Origin of the sequence: Methylocystis sp. (assembly GCF_050246715.1) — a bacterium.
GTDB lineage: Bacteria > Pseudomonadota > Alphaproteobacteria > Rhizobiales > Beijerinckiaceae > Methylocystis.
In genome coordinates, this window is record NZ_JBFWVN010000068.1 from 1 (window position 1) to 16,571 (window position 16,571).

At 59.2% G+C, this 16,571-nt stretch carries 20 protein-coding genes and 1 pseudogene; 5 read left to right on the top strand and 16 right to left on the bottom strand.

The window, feature by feature from the left end; translation table 11 throughout:
• Positions 1–539: 539 nt before the first annotated feature.
• From AB7I51_RS15815 to AB7I51_RS15835, 5 genes are read right to left on the bottom strand one after another with little or no spacing between them, the layout of a single operon-like run.
• Positions 540–1,403 carry an SIR2 family NAD-dependent protein deacylase gene (locus AB7I51_RS15815; protein WP_428405276.1) on the bottom strand — a complete coding sequence of 288 codons (864 nt, stop codon included), beginning with the start codon at positions 1,401–1,403 and terminating at the stop codon, positions 540–542.
• A gap of 3 nt (positions 1,404–1,406) precedes the next feature.
• On the bottom strand, positions 1,407–1,622 hold the full coding sequence (gene nifT, locus AB7I51_RS15820; RefSeq protein ID WP_428405258.1) for a putative nitrogen fixation protein NifT: 216 nt from the start codon (positions 1,620–1,622) through the stop codon (positions 1,407–1,409).
• A gap of 40 nt (positions 1,623–1,662) precedes the next feature.
• Positions 1,663–2,844, bottom strand: coding sequence for a cysteine desulfurase NifS (gene nifS, locus AB7I51_RS15825; RefSeq protein ID WP_428405259.1), 1,182 nt, complete (start codon positions 2,842–2,844; stop codon positions 1,663–1,665).
• Positions 2,845–2,855: 11 nt separating this feature from the next.
• Positions 2,856–3,137, bottom strand: coding sequence for a NifU family protein (locus tag AB7I51_RS15830; protein WP_428405260.1), 282 nt, complete (start codon positions 3,135–3,137; stop codon positions 2,856–2,858).
• A 54-nt stretch (positions 3,138–3,191) separates the two neighbouring features.
• Entirely contained in the window at positions 3,192–3,512 is a 321-nt protein-coding gene (locus tag AB7I51_RS15835) for an iron-sulfur cluster assembly accessory protein (protein ID WP_428405261.1), read from the bottom strand.
• A 248-nt stretch (positions 3,513–3,760) separates the two neighbouring features.
• Here AB7I51_RS15835 and AB7I51_RS15840 point away from each other — a divergent pair, with 248 nt between their 5' ends.
• Entirely contained in the window at positions 3,761–4,351 is a 591-nt protein-coding gene (locus AB7I51_RS15840; RefSeq protein ID WP_428405262.1) for a hypothetical protein, read from the top strand.
• Positions 4,352–4,460: 109 nt separating this feature from the next.
• Here AB7I51_RS15840 and AB7I51_RS15845 read toward each other — a convergent pair whose 3' ends face one another.
• Positions 4,461–4,907 carry a Rieske (2Fe-2S) protein gene (locus tag AB7I51_RS15845; RefSeq protein ID WP_428405263.1) on the bottom strand — a complete coding sequence of 149 codons (447 nt, stop codon included), beginning with the start codon at positions 4,905–4,907 and terminating at the stop codon, positions 4,461–4,463.
• Positions 4,900–6,519 (bottom strand): flavin monoamine oxidase family protein, encoded by a 1,620-nt coding sequence (locus AB7I51_RS15850; RefSeq protein ID WP_428405264.1) that lies wholly within the window; start codon positions 6,517–6,519, stop codon positions 4,900–4,902. The genes AB7I51_RS15845 and AB7I51_RS15850 overlap by 8 nt, the downstream gene beginning before the upstream one ends.
• A gap of 136 nt (positions 6,520–6,655) precedes the next feature.
• On the opposite strand from AB7I51_RS15850, the gene AB7I51_RS15855 reads away from it, so the two are divergent.
• From AB7I51_RS15855 to AB7I51_RS15870, 4 genes are all read left to right on the top strand, one after another.
• On the top strand, positions 6,656–7,111 hold the full coding sequence (locus AB7I51_RS15855) for a hypothetical protein (protein ID WP_428405265.1): 456 nt from the start codon (positions 6,656–6,658) through the stop codon (positions 7,109–7,111).
• Positions 7,112–7,187: 76 nt separating this feature from the next.
• Positions 7,188–8,045, top strand: coding sequence for a sulfurtransferase (locus tag AB7I51_RS15860; RefSeq protein WP_428405266.1), 858 nt, complete (start codon positions 7,188–7,190; stop codon positions 8,043–8,045).
• 16 nt (positions 8,046–8,061) lie between these two features.
• Positions 8,062–8,331 carry a hypothetical protein gene (locus tag AB7I51_RS15865; RefSeq protein ID WP_428405267.1) on the top strand — a complete coding sequence of 90 codons (270 nt, stop codon included), beginning with the start codon at positions 8,062–8,064 and terminating at the stop codon, positions 8,329–8,331.
• Positions 8,328–8,642 (top strand): hypothetical protein, encoded by a 315-nt coding sequence (locus tag AB7I51_RS15870; protein ID WP_428405268.1) that lies wholly within the window; start codon positions 8,328–8,330, stop codon positions 8,640–8,642. The genes AB7I51_RS15865 and AB7I51_RS15870 overlap by 4 nt, the downstream gene beginning before the upstream one ends.
• Positions 8,643–8,673: 31 nt before the next feature.
• Here AB7I51_RS15870 and fdxB read toward each other — a convergent pair whose 3' ends face one another.
• From fdxB to nifH, 9 genes and pseudogenes are all read right to left on the bottom strand, one after another.
• Positions 8,674–8,967 (bottom strand): ferredoxin III, nif-specific, encoded by a 294-nt coding sequence (gene fdxB, locus AB7I51_RS15875; RefSeq protein ID WP_428405269.1) that lies wholly within the window; start codon positions 8,965–8,967, stop codon positions 8,674–8,676.
• An 18-nt stretch (positions 8,968–8,985) separates the two neighbouring features.
• Entirely contained in the window at positions 8,986–9,186 is a 201-nt protein-coding gene (locus AB7I51_RS15880; protein ID WP_428405270.1) for a CCE_0567 family metalloprotein, read from the bottom strand.
• 9 nt (positions 9,187–9,195) lie between these two features.
• Entirely contained in the window at positions 9,196–9,666 is a 471-nt protein-coding gene (locus tag AB7I51_RS15885; protein WP_428405271.1) for a NifX-associated nitrogen fixation protein, read from the bottom strand.
• Positions 9,667–9,675: 9 nt separating this feature from the next.
• Positions 9,676–10,071, bottom strand: coding sequence for a nitrogen fixation protein NifX (gene nifX / locus AB7I51_RS15890; protein WP_409980220.1), 396 nt, complete (start codon positions 10,069–10,071; stop codon positions 9,676–9,678).
• A gap of 18 nt (positions 10,072–10,089) precedes the next feature.
• On the bottom strand, positions 10,090–11,463 hold the full coding sequence (gene nifN / locus AB7I51_RS15895) for a nitrogenase iron-molybdenum cofactor biosynthesis protein NifN (RefSeq protein WP_428405272.1): 1,374 nt from the start codon (positions 11,461–11,463) through the stop codon (positions 10,090–10,092).
• 3 nt (positions 11,464–11,466) lie between these two features.
• Positions 11,467–13,137, bottom strand: a complete 1,671-nt coding sequence (gene nifE, locus AB7I51_RS15900) for a nitrogenase iron-molybdenum cofactor biosynthesis protein NifE (RefSeq protein WP_428405273.1) — start codon at positions 13,135–13,137, stop codon at positions 11,467–11,469.
• Positions 13,138–13,224: 87 nt separating this feature from the next.
• Positions 13,225–14,784, bottom strand: coding sequence for a nitrogenase molybdenum-iron protein subunit beta (gene nifK / locus AB7I51_RS15905; RefSeq protein WP_428405274.1), 1,560 nt, complete (start codon positions 14,782–14,784; stop codon positions 13,225–13,227).
• Between the two features lie 74 nt (positions 14,785–14,858).
• Positions 14,859–16,361, bottom strand: a complete 1,503-nt coding sequence (gene nifD / locus AB7I51_RS15910) for a nitrogenase molybdenum-iron protein alpha chain (RefSeq protein ID WP_428405275.1) — start codon at positions 16,359–16,361, stop codon at positions 14,859–14,861.
• Between the two features lie 58 nt (positions 16,362–16,419).
• Positions 16,420–16,571 (bottom strand): annotated as a pseudogene (nifH, locus tag AB7I51_RS15915) (nitrogenase reductase); the annotation flags it as partial.

Sequence of the window (16,571 nt, forward strand, 5' to 3'; positions counted from 1 at the left end):
CCTGACCCGCCCCGGAGCCGCAGCTCGCCTTCCCGCTCCCCCCAGACGTCCCGCAACCCTTATGCTCCGCAATCTGCTGCATAATCCCTTCAAGCGCCGGAGAAGATACTTCCTCAGACGCGACGCCAAGCTCCTGCGTGTCCATGGCTGAATTCCTTAATTTGGCTTCGCCCGGCTATATTTTGCGGGCGGCCCGCTTTCGCCGCCGAGAGGGGCGACATGATTCATGCTTTGAAAATTTTGTGGCAACATGCATGCCAAGATTAGACAATTTCCAATCAATTGGCGTTTCAACAAACTCATATCGCATTGGTCTGATAGGTTTTTTCTTCCTCGACCGGATGAATGTCGCGTTGCATTCGTGCGTCTAACGGGCCGTGCGATGTCACGTACCCGCACATGAACTCCCAAAGCATGTGCTTGATGTTAACGTCGACGCAGGCGCTCGCCCAACCGGGTGAGAATCAAAGGAACGCGAGAGATCGACAGGCGACCGCCTTCGCAGCGAGGCGGCCGCGTCGTCAACATTGCCGCCAGCGTCAGCCGATCAGAATTTCGCTTGCGCGGTTGAGCGGGATCGCGAGCGGGACAATCCCCTGAACGGTCAGGAATTTCAGTTCATTTTTCGTCAGACGCTCGGCCGCGACGATCGCGTGATGGGTCGGCGCCGAGCGCTTCGTGATCTGACGCGCATAGGTCCGCAGCATCTGGTCGTGGAACCGGCAGCCGATGAAGAGAAAACTCCGCTCCGTCCTGCGGTTTTTGACGATGTCGGGGATTGGCGTCTGAATGTCGATTTCCGTGAGGACCTCGACATAATCCGCGTCCGAAATCAGATAGTTCTTTGCCGGAGCGACGGCGCCATGCGGCTTATAGAGCAAGGTCGTCCAACCTTCGGCCTCGGTCTTGGCGACCTCGGCGCCGCTCGCGTCATAAAAGCGAAACCAGCGGTCTTCGCCAATGCCGGCGCGGGTAATGCCCTGCGCCTCGCCCCAGTCGTCCCTGCCCGCGAGCGCGTCGCGCATGGCGGAGTCGTACCAGATGTCAACGATCATCGGCAGTTTGAGCGCCGCGAGACTACGGTGCAGCGGAGTTGGTTCGACCTTTGGCGCGAAGGCCTCATTCATCAACGCCGTCACCGTGTTGCGGTGCTTCATGCTTTCGATGTGCTGGGCGCTGGCCCAGGCATTGCCCTTCGCGCGCCTTGGAAGCGCGACTTTCGTCGAGAAGAACTGAGCAAGCGCCTCCGGCGTCGTCGGCGCGGCGGCTCCCGCCAACTCCGCCAATTCAGGGCCGAGATAGGGCACGATCGCGCCGTTTCGAAGTTCGGGCGCGAGGGCTGAAAGCTTACTCTCGGCTTCAGCGCCCTCGATGATCATGTGGCCTGTGAAAGGAGCATTCATCATTTACTCCTCATCTCCGCGTTTCCGCGCATTGATGGTTATCGGCAGCGTCGTCTCAGCGGCCATTTCCGGAAGATCGAGCACCCAACCATTGGCGATGCGGATCCATCCGCCCCACAATCCCTCATGTTCGCTCTCGACGATTGGCTCTTCGAGATCCTTTTTAGGGACGTAGATGGAGAGCCCGGTTTCTGGAGACCGGCGGATCATAATCTTCATGTTTTGGGCTCCTTAACCGAGGATCATCGGGCGCGCCACATCAGGTGAGCGCCGGCTGGGTTTCAGTGATCGCCTGCGCCATTTCGCGCAGCTTGGCGACAATGCCAGGCAGAACCTCCATAACGCGATCAACATCGGCCTCGCAATTATCACGAGACAATGAAAAGCGAACAGCGCCCTGCAGCGCCTGCGCGGGAACGTTCATCGCCTTCAGCACATGCGAGGGTTCGTTCGATCCCGCCGTGCAGGCTGAGCCGGTCGATGCGGCGATGCCTGCACGATTGAGGTTGGTCAGCACCGCTTCTCCTTCAATGTCGAAGAAAGCGATGTTGGCGGTATTGGGCAGTCGGCTCTCGAGATCGCCGGAGACGCGGCAATGGCCGATCTCGTTCAATATCCTGGATTCTAGCCGGTCCCTGAGCGCCCCGACCTGCGCCGCCTCTTCTTCAAGTCCGGCGCGGGCGATCTCGGCGGCCATGCCCAGTCCGACAATGCCCGGGGTGTTTTCCGTGCCGCCGCGCCGTGTCCGCTCCTGGTGACCGCCGCGGATCAGCGGGCTGAATTTCGTTCCCTTGCGGACATAAAGCGCGCCGACGCCTTTCGGGCCATGCAACTTATGGGCGGAAAGCGCTAGAAAATCGATCTTTGTCGACTTCACGTCGATTGACGTCTTGCCCACCGCTTGCACTGCGTCGGTGTGAAACAGAGCGCCGGCTTCATGCGCGAGCTCGGCAAGACTGGCGACAGGAAATAACGTTCCCGTCTCATTATTGGCCCACATTATCGAGACGATCGCCGTCTTCGGGCCCAGCGCCGCTCGATAGGCCTTAATATCGAGACGTCCGGATTCGTCGACGCCGATAACATGAATTCTAACGCCCTGCTTGTCACGCAAATGCTCGGTCAGCGACAGGATCGCGGGATGCTCGACGGCGGAAATGACGATTTCATCGCGCCCTTCCCTTGCGGCCAGTCCCGCTAGGATCGCGGCATTGTCGGACTCCGTGCCGCCTGAGGTGAAGACGATCTCGTGATCATGAGCGGCGCCGACGAGCGCCTGCACGCTGCGGCGCGCCTCCCTGACAGCGGTCGACACTTCCTCGCCGAAAAGATGCGTCGAGGAGGCATTGCCGAACGCGTCAGCAAAATAGGGCAACATTTTTTCGACAACTCGCGAATCGACGCGGGTCGTCGCATTGTTGTCGAGATAGACGCGAGTCACTCCCGCCCCGCTCAATTCCGGGCGGGGGCGCCAGCGACCGGGACGAGCCGCACGAATTCGCCAAGCCGTTCGACGATTTTCGCCTGAATGCCCTCAAGCGTCGCGCTGCTGAGTTTGCAGAACACGCAGGCGCCGGTCAGACGCACCATGACCTTATTGCCGCAGATTTCGATCAGTTCGCAATCGCCGCCGTCGCGGCGCAGATTCGGCCGTATCTCGTCGATCACCAACCGTATGACTTCTTCCTTGTTGGTCATCAGCTTCGTCGGCGCCGCACCCACTTCTTGCAACATCTGGTCGTCCTCATTGCTTGCAGACTTGCTTGAAGCGCGTCCGCCGCCTCTGCCTCATCCGAATGACTTGCCGCATGAGCAGCTTGACTGTGCGTTGGGGTTGTCAAAGGTGAAACCCGAGCCCTGCACGGCGACGACATAGTCGATCGTCGTCCCAGAGAGCAGTTCATGGCTGCTGTTGTCGATGTAAAGTTTCACGCCGTCTCGTTCGATGACGGTGTCGTCAGGCTCGCCCTCGGGCACGAGACCCATCTTGTATTGGAATCCGGCGCAGCCGCCGGCCTCGACCTTGATTCTCAATCCGTTGACCGGATTGGTCGAACCCGAAATTGCGGTCTGCACGGCGCCCAGGGCGCTACTGGTCAAATTTATCATGACGCGTTTCCAAAGCCGACATGCGTTTCAAACCGGATAAAGCAAGACGTGTGCCGATAGAGAAGTCGCGGTCTGGCGCGAAATATTCGCAATTTCGGAGCAGAAAAATTGTCTGATTCCTTACATGTGTCGCATGCGCCATGGCCGAACTTGGAATGGATGGCGGCGGGTTTTTTGCATGCCAGTCGAACTGATACGCCGAAGCCGTTCGGGTGGGTGCGATCCAAATGCCAAGCGGAGATTAGTCGATGACACAGATTGAGAAGACAGCCCTCGCTCGACTGGAGCGTGAAGGCCGCCTGCTCAACGCAGTTCTAAAAGGCCCCATGAGCAAGCCGGGTCGGTTCGGCTTTCGAGGGGATATTGCGCTGAAATACCAGGCGCAGGTCGCGGACGAGAAGCGCCCCCCGGATTTCTGTATGGAACAGGTTTTGACCTTCGCTCAAGAAAACGAACCCACGATCCCGATCCTCGCAGGCTATCTCCATAATTTCGCCTATCTGGAGACCGCCGTCGAAGTGCTCGGCGACCTGCTCTCGCCCGACGGCGTCTATTTCATGTTCTGCAACAACATCGACCTGTTGTCGAAGTTCCGCGTGAAGATCGGCGACATCACCTTCAATGTCCTTCCCTGCGATGAATCCACGGTGTGGAAGGAAATGATGGACCTCTGCGGCGTCGACAAAAACGACATCAAGAAGCTCGACACGGCCGGCAAGACCGACTACCTGCTCGATGCGGCGCTGAAATTCAATGACGCCTTCGAAATCATCGCTTATCAGCAGGGCGTGGAGCGAATGGAGCCGGTGAAGAACCGCAATGAAAATCGCCCGGTATAGAGTTCTGCAAAGCGCCAATCGCCTGCTCGCCGCCAATTAAGCGCTGCTCGAGCGATCGGCGCCTTCGCCTCTACTGCGTTTAGACCGCGACCTAGAAACGCATCGCGATCTATCCGCCGGGCGTCGGCTCCTCGTCGGCTTCGGGCTCTTCGGCGAGGGTGACGCCAAGTATGCAAATGTCATCGTCGATCACCCGGAGCGCAACCGGCGTCAGTCCCTGCCCCAAACATGGTCCATCGACACAAGCGCCGGTCCCGATCTCAAAGGTCGAGCCATGCTTGCCGCACATGAGCCGCAAACCATTGGAGTCGAGGAACTGATTGCGCTCCCAATCGAGATTGACGTGGTCATGCGGGCAAATGTTAAGATAGCCGAACACCTGCTTGCCCCACCGGACGACGATGATCGGCAGCGGCTTCTCTTCGCCATTCTGGTCGACAATGACGAGCTGAAACCCGCGCGCCCTTCGACTGGGGATTTCATTGAGACCGCAAACGACATAGGCGATCATTTCGGAGTCAGGCGCATCCGCCTGTGACGTCGCAGCCTCAGTCATTGGCGGGAGCTCCTACGCATGCCGAATTCTTCCTTTCGAGAAGCCGTCGATTGGCCGTGAGCGAGAACTCTCGCCAAGCGCCGGCGATATCCTTCAAGATCGCCGACTTATACTCTCCCGAAAGACGATGTTCGCTCGGAAAATTCGACAACGCGCAGGAGGTTTGATTATAGGCGACGACATCGTCCATGATCGTCTGCATCAAATCTCCGAAGGGTTGTTGAATTTGCGGCACCAATTCGACGCGGCCAAGCTCGACTTTCGTCGTCGCGAGATCGAAGGGAAGGGAATCGAGAACCTCGAGCGCCTGCTGAAAAGTGTCTTCGATCGCCCCAAGCAGCGCGATCTGCGTCAAGCTGTCGCGCTCCCGCGATGCGAGCCCCTTCGTCAGACGGCGACGATAGTCGTCGAAGATGGCGTCCGACCTGCCGTCGACCCAGCCGCGAAAACGGATCAGGCTCGCTTCATTGAGTCCCAGATGCGCGATGTCATCGCTTTCCGCCGCTCCCGCCATGAGGCCTTGCTTCTCGGCAAGCGCGGCGATCGAGCGCGCAACACGGCGCGCCGCGTCCAGGGCGCCTTCGACATAGCCGGAATTGCGCACCGCCGTCTCCGACCCGCCGAAATAGAGCTTCTTGTCCCATAAGGCGCGCCGCAGCAGCGGATTGGCGACGTCGCCGGTTTGATCGGACGCCTCGCCGGCGCGATCGGCGGCGCTGCAGGTTAAAGGCTCCTGCGCCCAATCCACATAATGCGTCGCGAGACAGTCGACGTCGGCGCCAAAGATCGAGCCGAGCTGACTGGCGATCAAAAGCGGCAATCCGACGCTGAAAGTTTCACGTTGACCCGCATCGAGCGCCAAAAATCCTCCAAGCGCAAAGACCTGCTTCGACATGTCGCAGGCGTCGAAGATTTCGCCCAGAATGGCTTGTTCATGCGTGGCGTAGGCCGACCCTGAAAGGCCCCTCTCTCGCCAGAACGGCGCGGCGACCTCGATCGCGACCTTCGCTTGCGCCGCCATCCATGTTTCCGCGCCGAGCATGGCGCGGTCGGTCGCTTCATCCAGACGCGGCGCGAATTCCACGGTCTCGCGCAGCAGGCGTGGAGGAAGCGACAAGACTGCCTGTCGGGCGGACACCTCCAGTGAACCTTCCCCCACGGCAAATGTCATCGCGACATGATCTCCGCGATCGCTCACGTGCGTCAGACGGTGATTGAGTTTGATCGTCTCGGTCGGCAAGCTGCTTGCGATCGCGTCGACGAGCGCCGTCATGCCGCCATGCAGTCGCCGCGCGCCATCGTAAAGGCGCTTGTCGTCGATGCGTTCCGCCTTTTTGTCCGCTTCGCGCAGATGCAACACGCCGCCTTCGTCATATTGGGCATAGTTGGGCAGTCCCAGTTCCCCGACGAGCGCAGCGACCAGAGGTTGAGTTTCGGGCCAATACCAGCCAGCGCCAAGATCAAGTCTTGCGCCGCGCGTTGGGACAGTGAATATCCGGCCGCCGATACGGTCCCGCGCCTCGAATAACTCGAAGTTCAGTCCACGCTGCCGCAATCTCTTAGCCAGCGCGAGTCCACTTACTCCCGCACCGATGATCGCTACGTCAAGCATGCATTCGCGCTCCTGATCGAGGACTTTAAAGCAAATTGCGTGCAAGCCATGCGTCGATCCAGCGCGGACTCGATGGCACGAATCTTGATCCTTTTCTTGAGATCACACTCGCAAGATGACCTACAAGGAGACCTAGATGAATCTTGCATCTGAATTCGCCAATTGCTCGATTGACGAGATCAAAGAGCTGCTGAACGGCGGCACGCTTTCGGTCTATTCGGTGGCTCGGCCTTTAACCGCGGACATTCCCGTGGACCGCAGCGGCCTTCTTGCGACCTTCACTTTTTCGACTCCGGCTTTCGGTCCCGCGGACGGCGAAAATGAAGCGCCGAATTTTGTCGCCAATCCAGTAGCGGCTGGAAGCGTCGGCACGCCCGGCTTTGTTCGCGCCACAAAGGCGGACGGGACGACGGTCGCTGATTTTTCAGCCGGCCCCGGCGATCGTGAAATTAAGTTCGCGGAAGTTTCGTGCTCGAATGGCGCGCCGGTTCAATTCGTGAAGCTCTCCTTCAAACAGGGCGATTGGCCGGAACGTCCTGACTATTACGGCACACACCCGCGGCCGGGCTATCCGCTGCCTGTCAGTCAGTAAAGCGTTTGACAATGATTGGTCGTCCGGCGTGACAGCGCGGCGTTGACGGCCTTCGGAAAAATGGAGTCTCGCATTCATGGCCGAACAACTCCCGGGCGCGCTTGTGAGCGCCGAATGGCTGGCCGAGCGCCTGAATGAAGCCGACATTCGAATTCTCGACTGCACCTGGCATCATCCAAGCACCAATCTCGACGGACGCAACCAATATCGGGGCCGGCATCTTCCCGGCTCCGTGCATTTCGACATCGACCATATAGCGGACCCGAATTCCGATCTGCCGCATATGCTGCCATCCGCGGCGGACTTTGCCAAAAAGGTGGGCCTGCTTGGCGTCGCCGACGGCGATCGCGTCGTCGTCTATGATAGACTTTTCGGCGGCTCCGCTGCGGCGCGGGTCTGGTGGATGTTCCGCGTATTCGGCTATGACAATGTCGCGATGCTCGACGGCGGCTTCGGCAAATGGGTCGCGGAAAAACGCCCGACCGAAATGTCGCCCGTGCGACCGGAGCCAAAGAGCTTCACCGCGGGCTTCCGACCCGAACTGGTGCGCGACTACGCACAAATGACAGCCAATGTCGCGTCTGGCGCTGAGCAGATGATCGATGCGCGCGGGCCCGGCAAATTCGACGGCAGCCAGCCCGACGTTTTCCCGTTCAAAAAACTGGGCCATATCCCGGGCGCGATCAACGTGCCGTGGGCGGATTTGGTGAATGGCGAAAGCGGCGTGCTGCTCGACAAGGCGGCGCTCAAGGCGCGGTTCGAGGCGGCGGGAGTCGATCTCACGAAGCCGATTGTCACGACTTGCGCATCCGGCATTTTTTCCTGCGTGAACACGCTCGCGCTCTACATGCTCGGTCGCGACGATGTCGCGGTCTACGACGGCGCCTGGGCCGAATGGGAACGCGCGGAAGACGCGCCGGCCGCGGCTGCGTGAGAACGGAGTCCGCGCGATGGACGAAGCCGACCAAGAATATGCCGTGCTCGAAGACGGCGCCGAATATGCGCTCTTGTGCTCGAACGCCCAACAGAGCGCATTTCGTCTGCGTAACAAATCGGAAGCTTCATGCGCGTTGATCGAGAATGATGACGCGCTTCGCTTTCAAGCCGACTATCAGGCGCTGAAAAGCGGCAATCCGGATTGGGACGCCGACAAGATACTCGCTCAACTATGGGATCATGGCGGCTATGGCTGGCTCGCCAAGCAGGAAGGTGAACCATGACGACTCTGGTGAAAACAACCGAGGACGGTCGAAAGCTCGAGGTGATCGGTTTCGCGCTTTATCTTGATGGAAAACTCGAGGCGGTCGACCTCACCGAGGTAACCCAGCACCCGCTGAAATGGAAGATCCTTAATGTTATGCCTGACGCCGTCTATGTCGCCGGCCGCGTCGCGCTTAACCGCGCGGAAGCCGAGATCGCCTTCAAGGCGTTAAAAGAGGCGGAGTCGAAAATGCTTGCCGATCCTGTAGCGATTGCCGAACGTTTTCGGATCGCCGCGATGTGGAAAGCTCGCGAGCAAGGGATCGAATGAAGCTGCGCGCGTTGCGCGCAGCCTCCAAATTTCAGGCTAACGCAGCTTCGCCGTGAGTCTGACAATTGGTCGGACATACGCGTGCGCAGGCGCCGCAGCCGATGCAAGCGCCGATATCGTTCATCACCATGATCTTCTTTTCGACTTCATCGTCCTCGTCGTCGTCGAGCGCGACGAGCTCGCCGTCCTCATTGAGGCCCTTCAGCGTCATGACGTCGCGTCCGCACACTTTGAAGCATCGCCCGCAGCCGATGCATTTCTGCGGATCGATCGCCAGAAGATAATCGGGACACCAATCCCGCCCGTCGCGTGTCGCCTGAGACATGGATATCGACTTTCCTGGTTAAACGGTCTCCAACGCTTTTAGGTTGGCCCGTTTTTGTTCGAGTTCTGCAAAGGTGTCATGCGCTTTTTGTGCCACGCTCATGATGGAGTTCCAATTGATTGGCAGCTCCTCGGACAGGTCGTGCAAATCCATCTTCGCCTGCATCGCCTTGGCGGACAGTTTCTTGATTTCGGCCTTCAGGTTGTCGATCTCGCTCATGCGTGCGCCTCAGTAGTTCGCAACGGCGGGAAATTTTTCGATCATCTCCACCCCCGACTGGACATATTTGTCGCCTTCGGAGGCAAGCTTCTCGAAACTGTCGAAGCCGAAGCGGTGCACGTCGCGCAATTGTTTGTTCACGACGATGAGTCTGCCGCCGATCAGCACCATGCGGCCGAAACCCTCATGACTCATCTTGAGCATCGGCGAGATCATCACGCCCGTCGCGCGCTCGATCATCAGACACACGGCGTTGAAGAACAGTTCAAGCCGCCAGATCGTCTCGGGATCGGGATCGCCGATAATCGGCAGCGCGCGGCGCGCCTCCTTATCGACGACATAGGGCGCGAGAAGCTCAAGATCGCCCTTCCCTTCCCAGGCTCCATGCGTGTCCTGCGCGCGCCAAACCTTGATGAGCTCCTTCATGAAGGGAAGCTCAGCGACAGGGTTCTTCTCCAGTTCCGCGACAGCCGTCGACATATTCGCTCCTTAGTCCTCGAAATCCAGCACGCGCTCTTTGCCTTTCGCCAAGGCCTTGCGCAGCCACGGCGGCGGCACGCCGCGCAGCACTTCCTCCAGCTTCGCAAGCAGATCGTCGATCGCCTCCGGCTGATTGACTTTCATCGGATGAATGTTGTTGGCGACGACCCGCGCCGCGCCAGAACCGCCGATTGCGGCGACATAGAGAATGGCGCAGTCCTTGATCGCTTCGATCTTCGGCGCGAGCTTGTCCTCGTTGCCATCCTCCTTGAGGTCGCCTTCGAATTGAATCGCCTCAAGGAATTCATGTCCTTCGGGACCGATCTCATAAATCGCGATATTCTTCGCCCAGCCGAAATGAGCGTCGACGCGCTTCAGGTCCTGAGTGGCGAATGCGACTTTCATGACGCCTCCAATGCTCTGTCAGTGTGTGGCCGCATGCAGCGACTCGACGCCGTCGCGCCAGCTTTCTGGCGTTGGCTCGTGGTTTTCTTCGTGGTCGGCCATCAGTAGATTGCTGATATCGAATATGAGGTCGCGCCCGCCCCGATATCCAACGGTGAGCTGATGTCCGCCGCCGAGACGATCGAACATCGGAATGCCGATCCGGAAAAAGGGAATTTTCAGCCTCGCGGCTCCCTGCCGGCCATGCGAATGAGTAACGAACAAATCGCAGCCGCGTTCGCGCGCGAGATTTTCCAGATCTTCCAGGTCTCCGATAAGCACGTCGTCCGTCGCGATCCGCTCCAGTATCGGCGATTGGGTTGTGGTCACCGCCACATGTATTTGCGCGCCCATTTCCGTGAGCAGTCCGCCGACGTCATGCAGAAGATCCGGTTCGGCGCCGATTGCGACCTTGCGCCCGCCAATGTGGAAATGTCCGTCGAGCATGGCGTCAACGAGCTGCCCGCGCTGCCGACGATATTTCATCGGCGCCGGCCTGCCGCTGATCTCGCTCAAGAACGCGATGAAGGCGTCATTCGATTCAAGCCCGCAGAGACGTTCGAACAGCCGATAGGGAATGCCCGTCTTTTCTTTCATCGCCTCTGCGGCGAGTTTCATCTGGGCGCCGATAGCGATCGTCCATCCCGCTTGCCCCATCGCCGCGACTTCCTCGACGCCCACGCCGCCAATTGTGGTCGGCGTGAAATCATCTGGAATGTGGCCGTCGAGCGAACCCGACAAATCGGGCAAAAAGGTTGGTAAAAGCCCGAAATCTTCGATAATCGTTCGCAGCTCTTCGAGATCGCCGGGTGTAAGATGACAGCCGGGAAGAACGTTGACGCGCGTCTGGTCGCGCCGCGAAGCGTTCTTCGGCGTTTCAACCAAAACCTCGATGATTTTGGCGACGGTTTTGCCCCAACCGTCCTGGAAGGCGTCCTTGAAGTCTGGCGTCGACACGTAAACCATCGGCAGATTGGCGACATCGGCGTGTTTGGCGCGAATCTGACGGATATAGCCGTCAACATCGTCGCCCTTCGTCTCGGTCACCCCGGTCGAGCAAATGCCGATGATCTCGGGCTTGGCGCGCTTATAGATATTGAGCACCGCCTGCTCGACATTTTCATAGCCGCCGAGCACCGTCGCGACTTCGCTCATCGCGGTCGTCTGCATCGGTATGGCTTCTTTGAAATGCCGGGTGAAAAGGACGAGCCCGAAGGACGTGCATCCTTGCGAGCCGTGCAGCAGCGGCATCGCCCCGCGCAGCCCCATGAACGCCAAAGCGCCGCCGATCGGCTGACTCATCTTCAGCGGATTAACCGAACAAGCCTTCTTCCCGACAGTCACGGTCGCCATGGATTACTCCGCCGCGATCGCCGGCGCGACAGGCGCCATCTGTTCGAGAATTTCGTCGATGCGGATCGCGCAGGCGCCGCAGCCGCCGGAAGCATTGGTGTGCTCTCGGACGCCCTCAACGGTTGTCAGGCCATGAGCGAGGATCGCGTCCTCGATCACGCCAAGCGCGACGCTCTTGCAGTTGCAGATTTTCTTGGCGCGACGAGCTTCTTCGGCCTTGACCGGGTCGGCGGCAAGCGCCGCAGCCTCGGCTTCCGCGTCCGCCAGCGCCCTGGTCTGCCAATTATCCTCGGGGTTTTCCCAAGGGGCCGGCCTGCGCACCTGCGCCCAGACGGGATTGTAAAGCGCCTTGTCGATCTCTTCGACCAGCTTCACCATGCCGACGTAGCCCATATAGGCGTGGTGACGCTCCTGATTGATGTCGAGCCAGGGCATCGAGGCCTTGAGCGCGATGAACTGTGAGCGGCCGCCGGACAGCATGATGTCGGCGCGCGCGTCCTTCAGCATCTTATACATTTCGCGCGGCGTCATATCCTCGATCATATGCGCATCTTGGCCCATCAACTCCTTGATGCGCTCCTTGTCTTCCTTGGTGGATTTTTTCACCGAAGTGCCGACAAGCTCTAGCCCAGCTTCCTGCAGCGCCGCGACCACCGACCAAGACTTGACGCCGCCGGTGATCAGCAGAACCTTCTTGCCTTCAAAGCGCGGCTTGTATTTCGCGATCGCCGCCCAGGCCCGCGCTTCCTCGCGCGCGATCACCGCCTCGGTGCGATCCATTAATTCCGCGGGCGCGCCGCGCTCGATCAGCAGCCGCGCGATCTCGCGCAATGAATCGCTGGTGTCTTCAATGCCGTAAAAGGAACCTTCGAAGAAGGGGATGCCATAGCGCTCCTCCATCTTGCGCGCGACATTGATCATCGCTTTGGAGCACACCATCATCGCGGCCTTGGCGCGATGCGAATAAGCGACCTCGCGATATTTTCCGTCGCCCGAAATGCAGGAGAGAATTCGAATGCCGATCTCGTCGAGGAGCGGCTTTACCTGCCACAATTCGCCGGAGAGATTATATTCTCCGATGATGTTGAGGTCATATGGCGTCGTATAGTCTGGCTCTTCCGTGCCGATCACATGCTGCAGCAGCGCCTCGCCGGCGAGCTTGTTGCCGAGATTCTTCGGTCCGACGAAACCCGGCGAATTGATCGGGATCACTGGCTTGTTGAATTTCTCGCGCGCCGCCTTGCACACCGCGTCAATATCGTCGCCGATCATCGCCGGCACGCAGGTCTGATAGACGAACACCGCTGGCGGATCGTATTTTTCGATGATTTCCCTGATCGACTTGAACAGCCGCTTCTCGCCGCCGAAGACGACGTCGGTCTCGTTAATGTCGGTCGTGAATCCCGTGCGCCAGAGATTGGACCCAGACGACTTGGCGCCGCGATTGTCCCAGGAATTTCCCTCGCAGGCGATCGGGCCGTGTACGAGATGCGCGACATCAGTTAAAGGCTGCAGTGCGATCTTCGCCCCGTCAAAGGCGCAGCCGCCCGCCGCGCCGCCAGGTTGCAACTGCTTTGTGCAGCCCTTCTTTCGTTCTGCTTCCGACTTGTTGGCGTTCTTGCCGCAACCAGGTTCGTTAAAGACATCCTGGATGGTTGCCGAAAGCGAACTCATCAAGCTTCTCCCCAGTCGCGTTGGTAACGGTTCTATGGAGCAAGAGTTGGGCCGCTCCCGCGCCTGAGCGCGGGAGCGAGACAGCGATCAGCGAATAATGTCGAAGCTATAGTCGCTCTTCGCCGGAACGTTGGTGTTGCGATCGATCTCCTCAAAGATCCGATCGAGGATCCACACCAGGGTGTTCAGGCCGCCCTGGTAACCCCACACCGGATAACGGTGATGGTGATGGCGATCGAAGACCGGGAAGCCGATGCGAATGAGCGGCGTTCCGGTATCGCGCTCGAGATATTTGCCGTAGGTGTTGCCGATCAGGAAGTCGACCGGCTCCGTGAACAGCAGCGAACGCATGTGCCACAGATCGCGACCCGGATAGACATGGCAGTTCTTGCCGAACGGCGAGCTGTCGAACAGTTCCTGGACTTTTGCCGCCCAGGCTTTGCCGCCATTCGTCGCAAGAACATGCGTCGGCTCGCCGCCGAGCTCCAGCAGAAAGCCTGCGAGACCAAGGCAGAGATCCGGGTCGCCGTAAATCGCAAATTTCTTGCCGTGGATATGGGCGCTGGAATCTGCAATGGCGTCGACGAGCCGGCCGCGTTCCTTCTCAAGCTCCACCGGAATCGGCTTGCCGGTGAGACGCGAAATTTCCAGAAGGAACTTGTCCGTCGCGGTCACGCCGATCGGATGGTTGAAGGCCGCGACTTCATGGCCGTGTTCCTTGATCAAGGGCAGCGTCTTCTCGGTGCAATATTCCTGCATCGAGATCGTCGCCTTGGCGTTCAACGCCTTCGCGGTTTCTTCGAGCGTGGTGCCGCCGTCATACATGCGGAACTCGCCGTCGGTCGGCGTGTCGAACACTTCGCTGTTGTCGGCCAGGATCGTCGCCTCGACGCCCATCAGACCGAAAATGCGCTTGATCTCGCGAATGTTTCCGACCGTGTAGCCGTCGAAGCCTCCGATAAAGTTGATCGAGTCGTTCACCTCGCGCTCGAGCTTGGGCGCGGTGCCCGCCTTGCCGTCCCAGAAATGCTCGATAATGCCTTTCAAAGCATTGTCATATCCGGTGACATGGCTGCCCACGAAGGCCGGCGTGTGCGCGAAGGGGACGTCATATTCCTGCGGAACTGAGCCCTTCTCCTTCGAAGTCTTGATGAAGGCGTTAAGATCGTCGCCGATCACTTCCGCCATGCAGGTCGTGGAGACCGCGATCATCTTGGGCTTATACATATTATATGTATTGGCGAGCCCATCGATCATGTTGTTGAGGCCGCCGAACACGGCCGCATCCTCGGTCATCGACGAAGAGACGCAGGAGCTCGGCTCCTTGAAGTGACGCGAGAGATGGCTGCGATAATAGGCGACGCAACCCTGCGATCCGTGCACGAAGGGAATCGTTCCTTCGAAGCCGACCGCGGCGAAAACCGCGCCGAGCGGCTGGCAGGCTTTGGCCGGATTGACCGTCAAAGCTTCACGCGCGAAATTCTTCTCGCGATATTCGGGAGTCTTCGCCCATTCACGAACTCGCTCGACTTCCGCGGGATCGCGCGGATTCTCGAACATCTTCTTCTTATTGGCCAGCATCTGCTGGTATTCCGGCCCCCTGAAGAGGTCGAAGTGGTCTAGCACATTTTCGGCATTCTGGGGCATGGCTAAGTCCTAAGATTCATAAGAGTGAGGAAGGGTCCGGCGCGAAACAGCGCTTCGCGCCGGGCCCCGTTCAATCATTCGGCGGCTTGCAGCAGCGGCGCCGGGTCGACTTTCCAGGGAGCCTTCGCCATCTTCCAGACCGGCGCGTTGATCGCCATATCCATGTCGCGGGCGAAGATCGCAAATCCGTCATAGCCGTGATAGGGGCCGGAATAGTCCCAGCTATGCATCTGGCGGAACGGCACGCCCATCTTCTGGAAGACGTATTTCTCCTTGATGCCGGAGCCGACGAGATCCGGCTGGATTTTCTCGACGAAGCGCTCGAATTCATATCCGGTCACGTCGTCATAGATCAGCGTGCCGTCCTTCACGTAATGCTGGGCGGTGCGCTGATAATCGTCGTTGTGGCCGAATTCATAGCCGGTGCCGACGACTTCCATACCAAGGTCTTCATAGGCGCCGATCACGTGACGCGGACGCAGACCGCCCACGAACAGCATGACCGTCTTGCCTTCGAGGCGCGGACGATATTTCGCGATCACCGCATCCATCAGTGGCTGATATTTGGCGATGACCCGTTCGGCGCCTTCCTTGATCTTGTCGTCGAAATAGCTCGCGATCTTGCGCAGCGACTCGGCGATCTTGCTCGGTCCGAAGAAGTTGTACTCGCACCACGGAATGCCGTACTTCTCTTCCATGTGGCGGGAGATGTAGTTCATCGAACGGTAGCAGTGCAGCACGTTCAGCTTCGCCTTCGGCGTCGCCTCGAGTTCCGCCAGCGAGCCGTCGCCGGACCACTGCGCAATCACGCGAAGACCCATCTCCTCGAGCAGAATGCGCGAGGACCAGGCATCGCCGCCGATGTTGTAGTCGCCGATGATCGCGACGTCGTAAGGCGTCGGCTCGAAACGCGGCGCGGCGTTCGGATCCATCTTATCGAAGACCCAGTCGCGGATCGCGTCATTGGCGATGTGGTGGCCAAGCGACTGCGAAACGCCGCGGAATCCTTCGCAGCGCACCGGCACGATCGTCTTGCCCTCATATTCCTTCGACTTCTGCTTCGACACCGCTTCGATGTCGTCGCCGATGAGGCCGATCGGGCATTCGGACTGAACCGTGATGCCGTTATTGAGCGGAAACAGCTCCTGGATTTCGTCCATGATCTTGGCAAGCTTCTTGTCGCCGCCGAAGACGATGTCCTTCTCCTGGAAGTCCGACGTAAACTGCATCGTGACGAAAGTGTCGATGCCGGTCGTGCCGATGTAGTAGTTGCGGCGCGCCGCCCAGGAATATTGACCGCAGCCGACCGGGCCGTGGCTGATGTGGATCATGTCCTTGATCGGACCCCACACCACGCCCTTCGAACCGGCGTAGGCGCAGCCGCGAATGGTCATGACGCCCGGAATCGACTTGATGTTGGACTTGACGCCGCAATCTTGCTTGCCCTGCTCATGCACATTGAGGTGCTTGGCGCGGCGCTTCGCAGTCTTTTCGGGATAGACTTTCAAAACTTCTTCGATGAGCGCCTTGTTGCGGCTTTTGATTTCCGCGACGCTCTGAGCAGGTGATAGGCTCATCTTCCTCTCCGATCATTGAAGGAGAGAGCGGATCTTCGTCCGCCCTCTGATTATTGCCTTAAGCGATGGCCGCGAGTTCTGCGGCGGATTTGCCGATCTGGCTCTCGTCGACCGCCTTCATGATGCCGTGCTCCATCAGCATGTCTTCGAGCTCGTCCATCGTGATCGGCGTCGGGATGATGCCCTGGCCCTTGTTGGCGTGGACCTTGT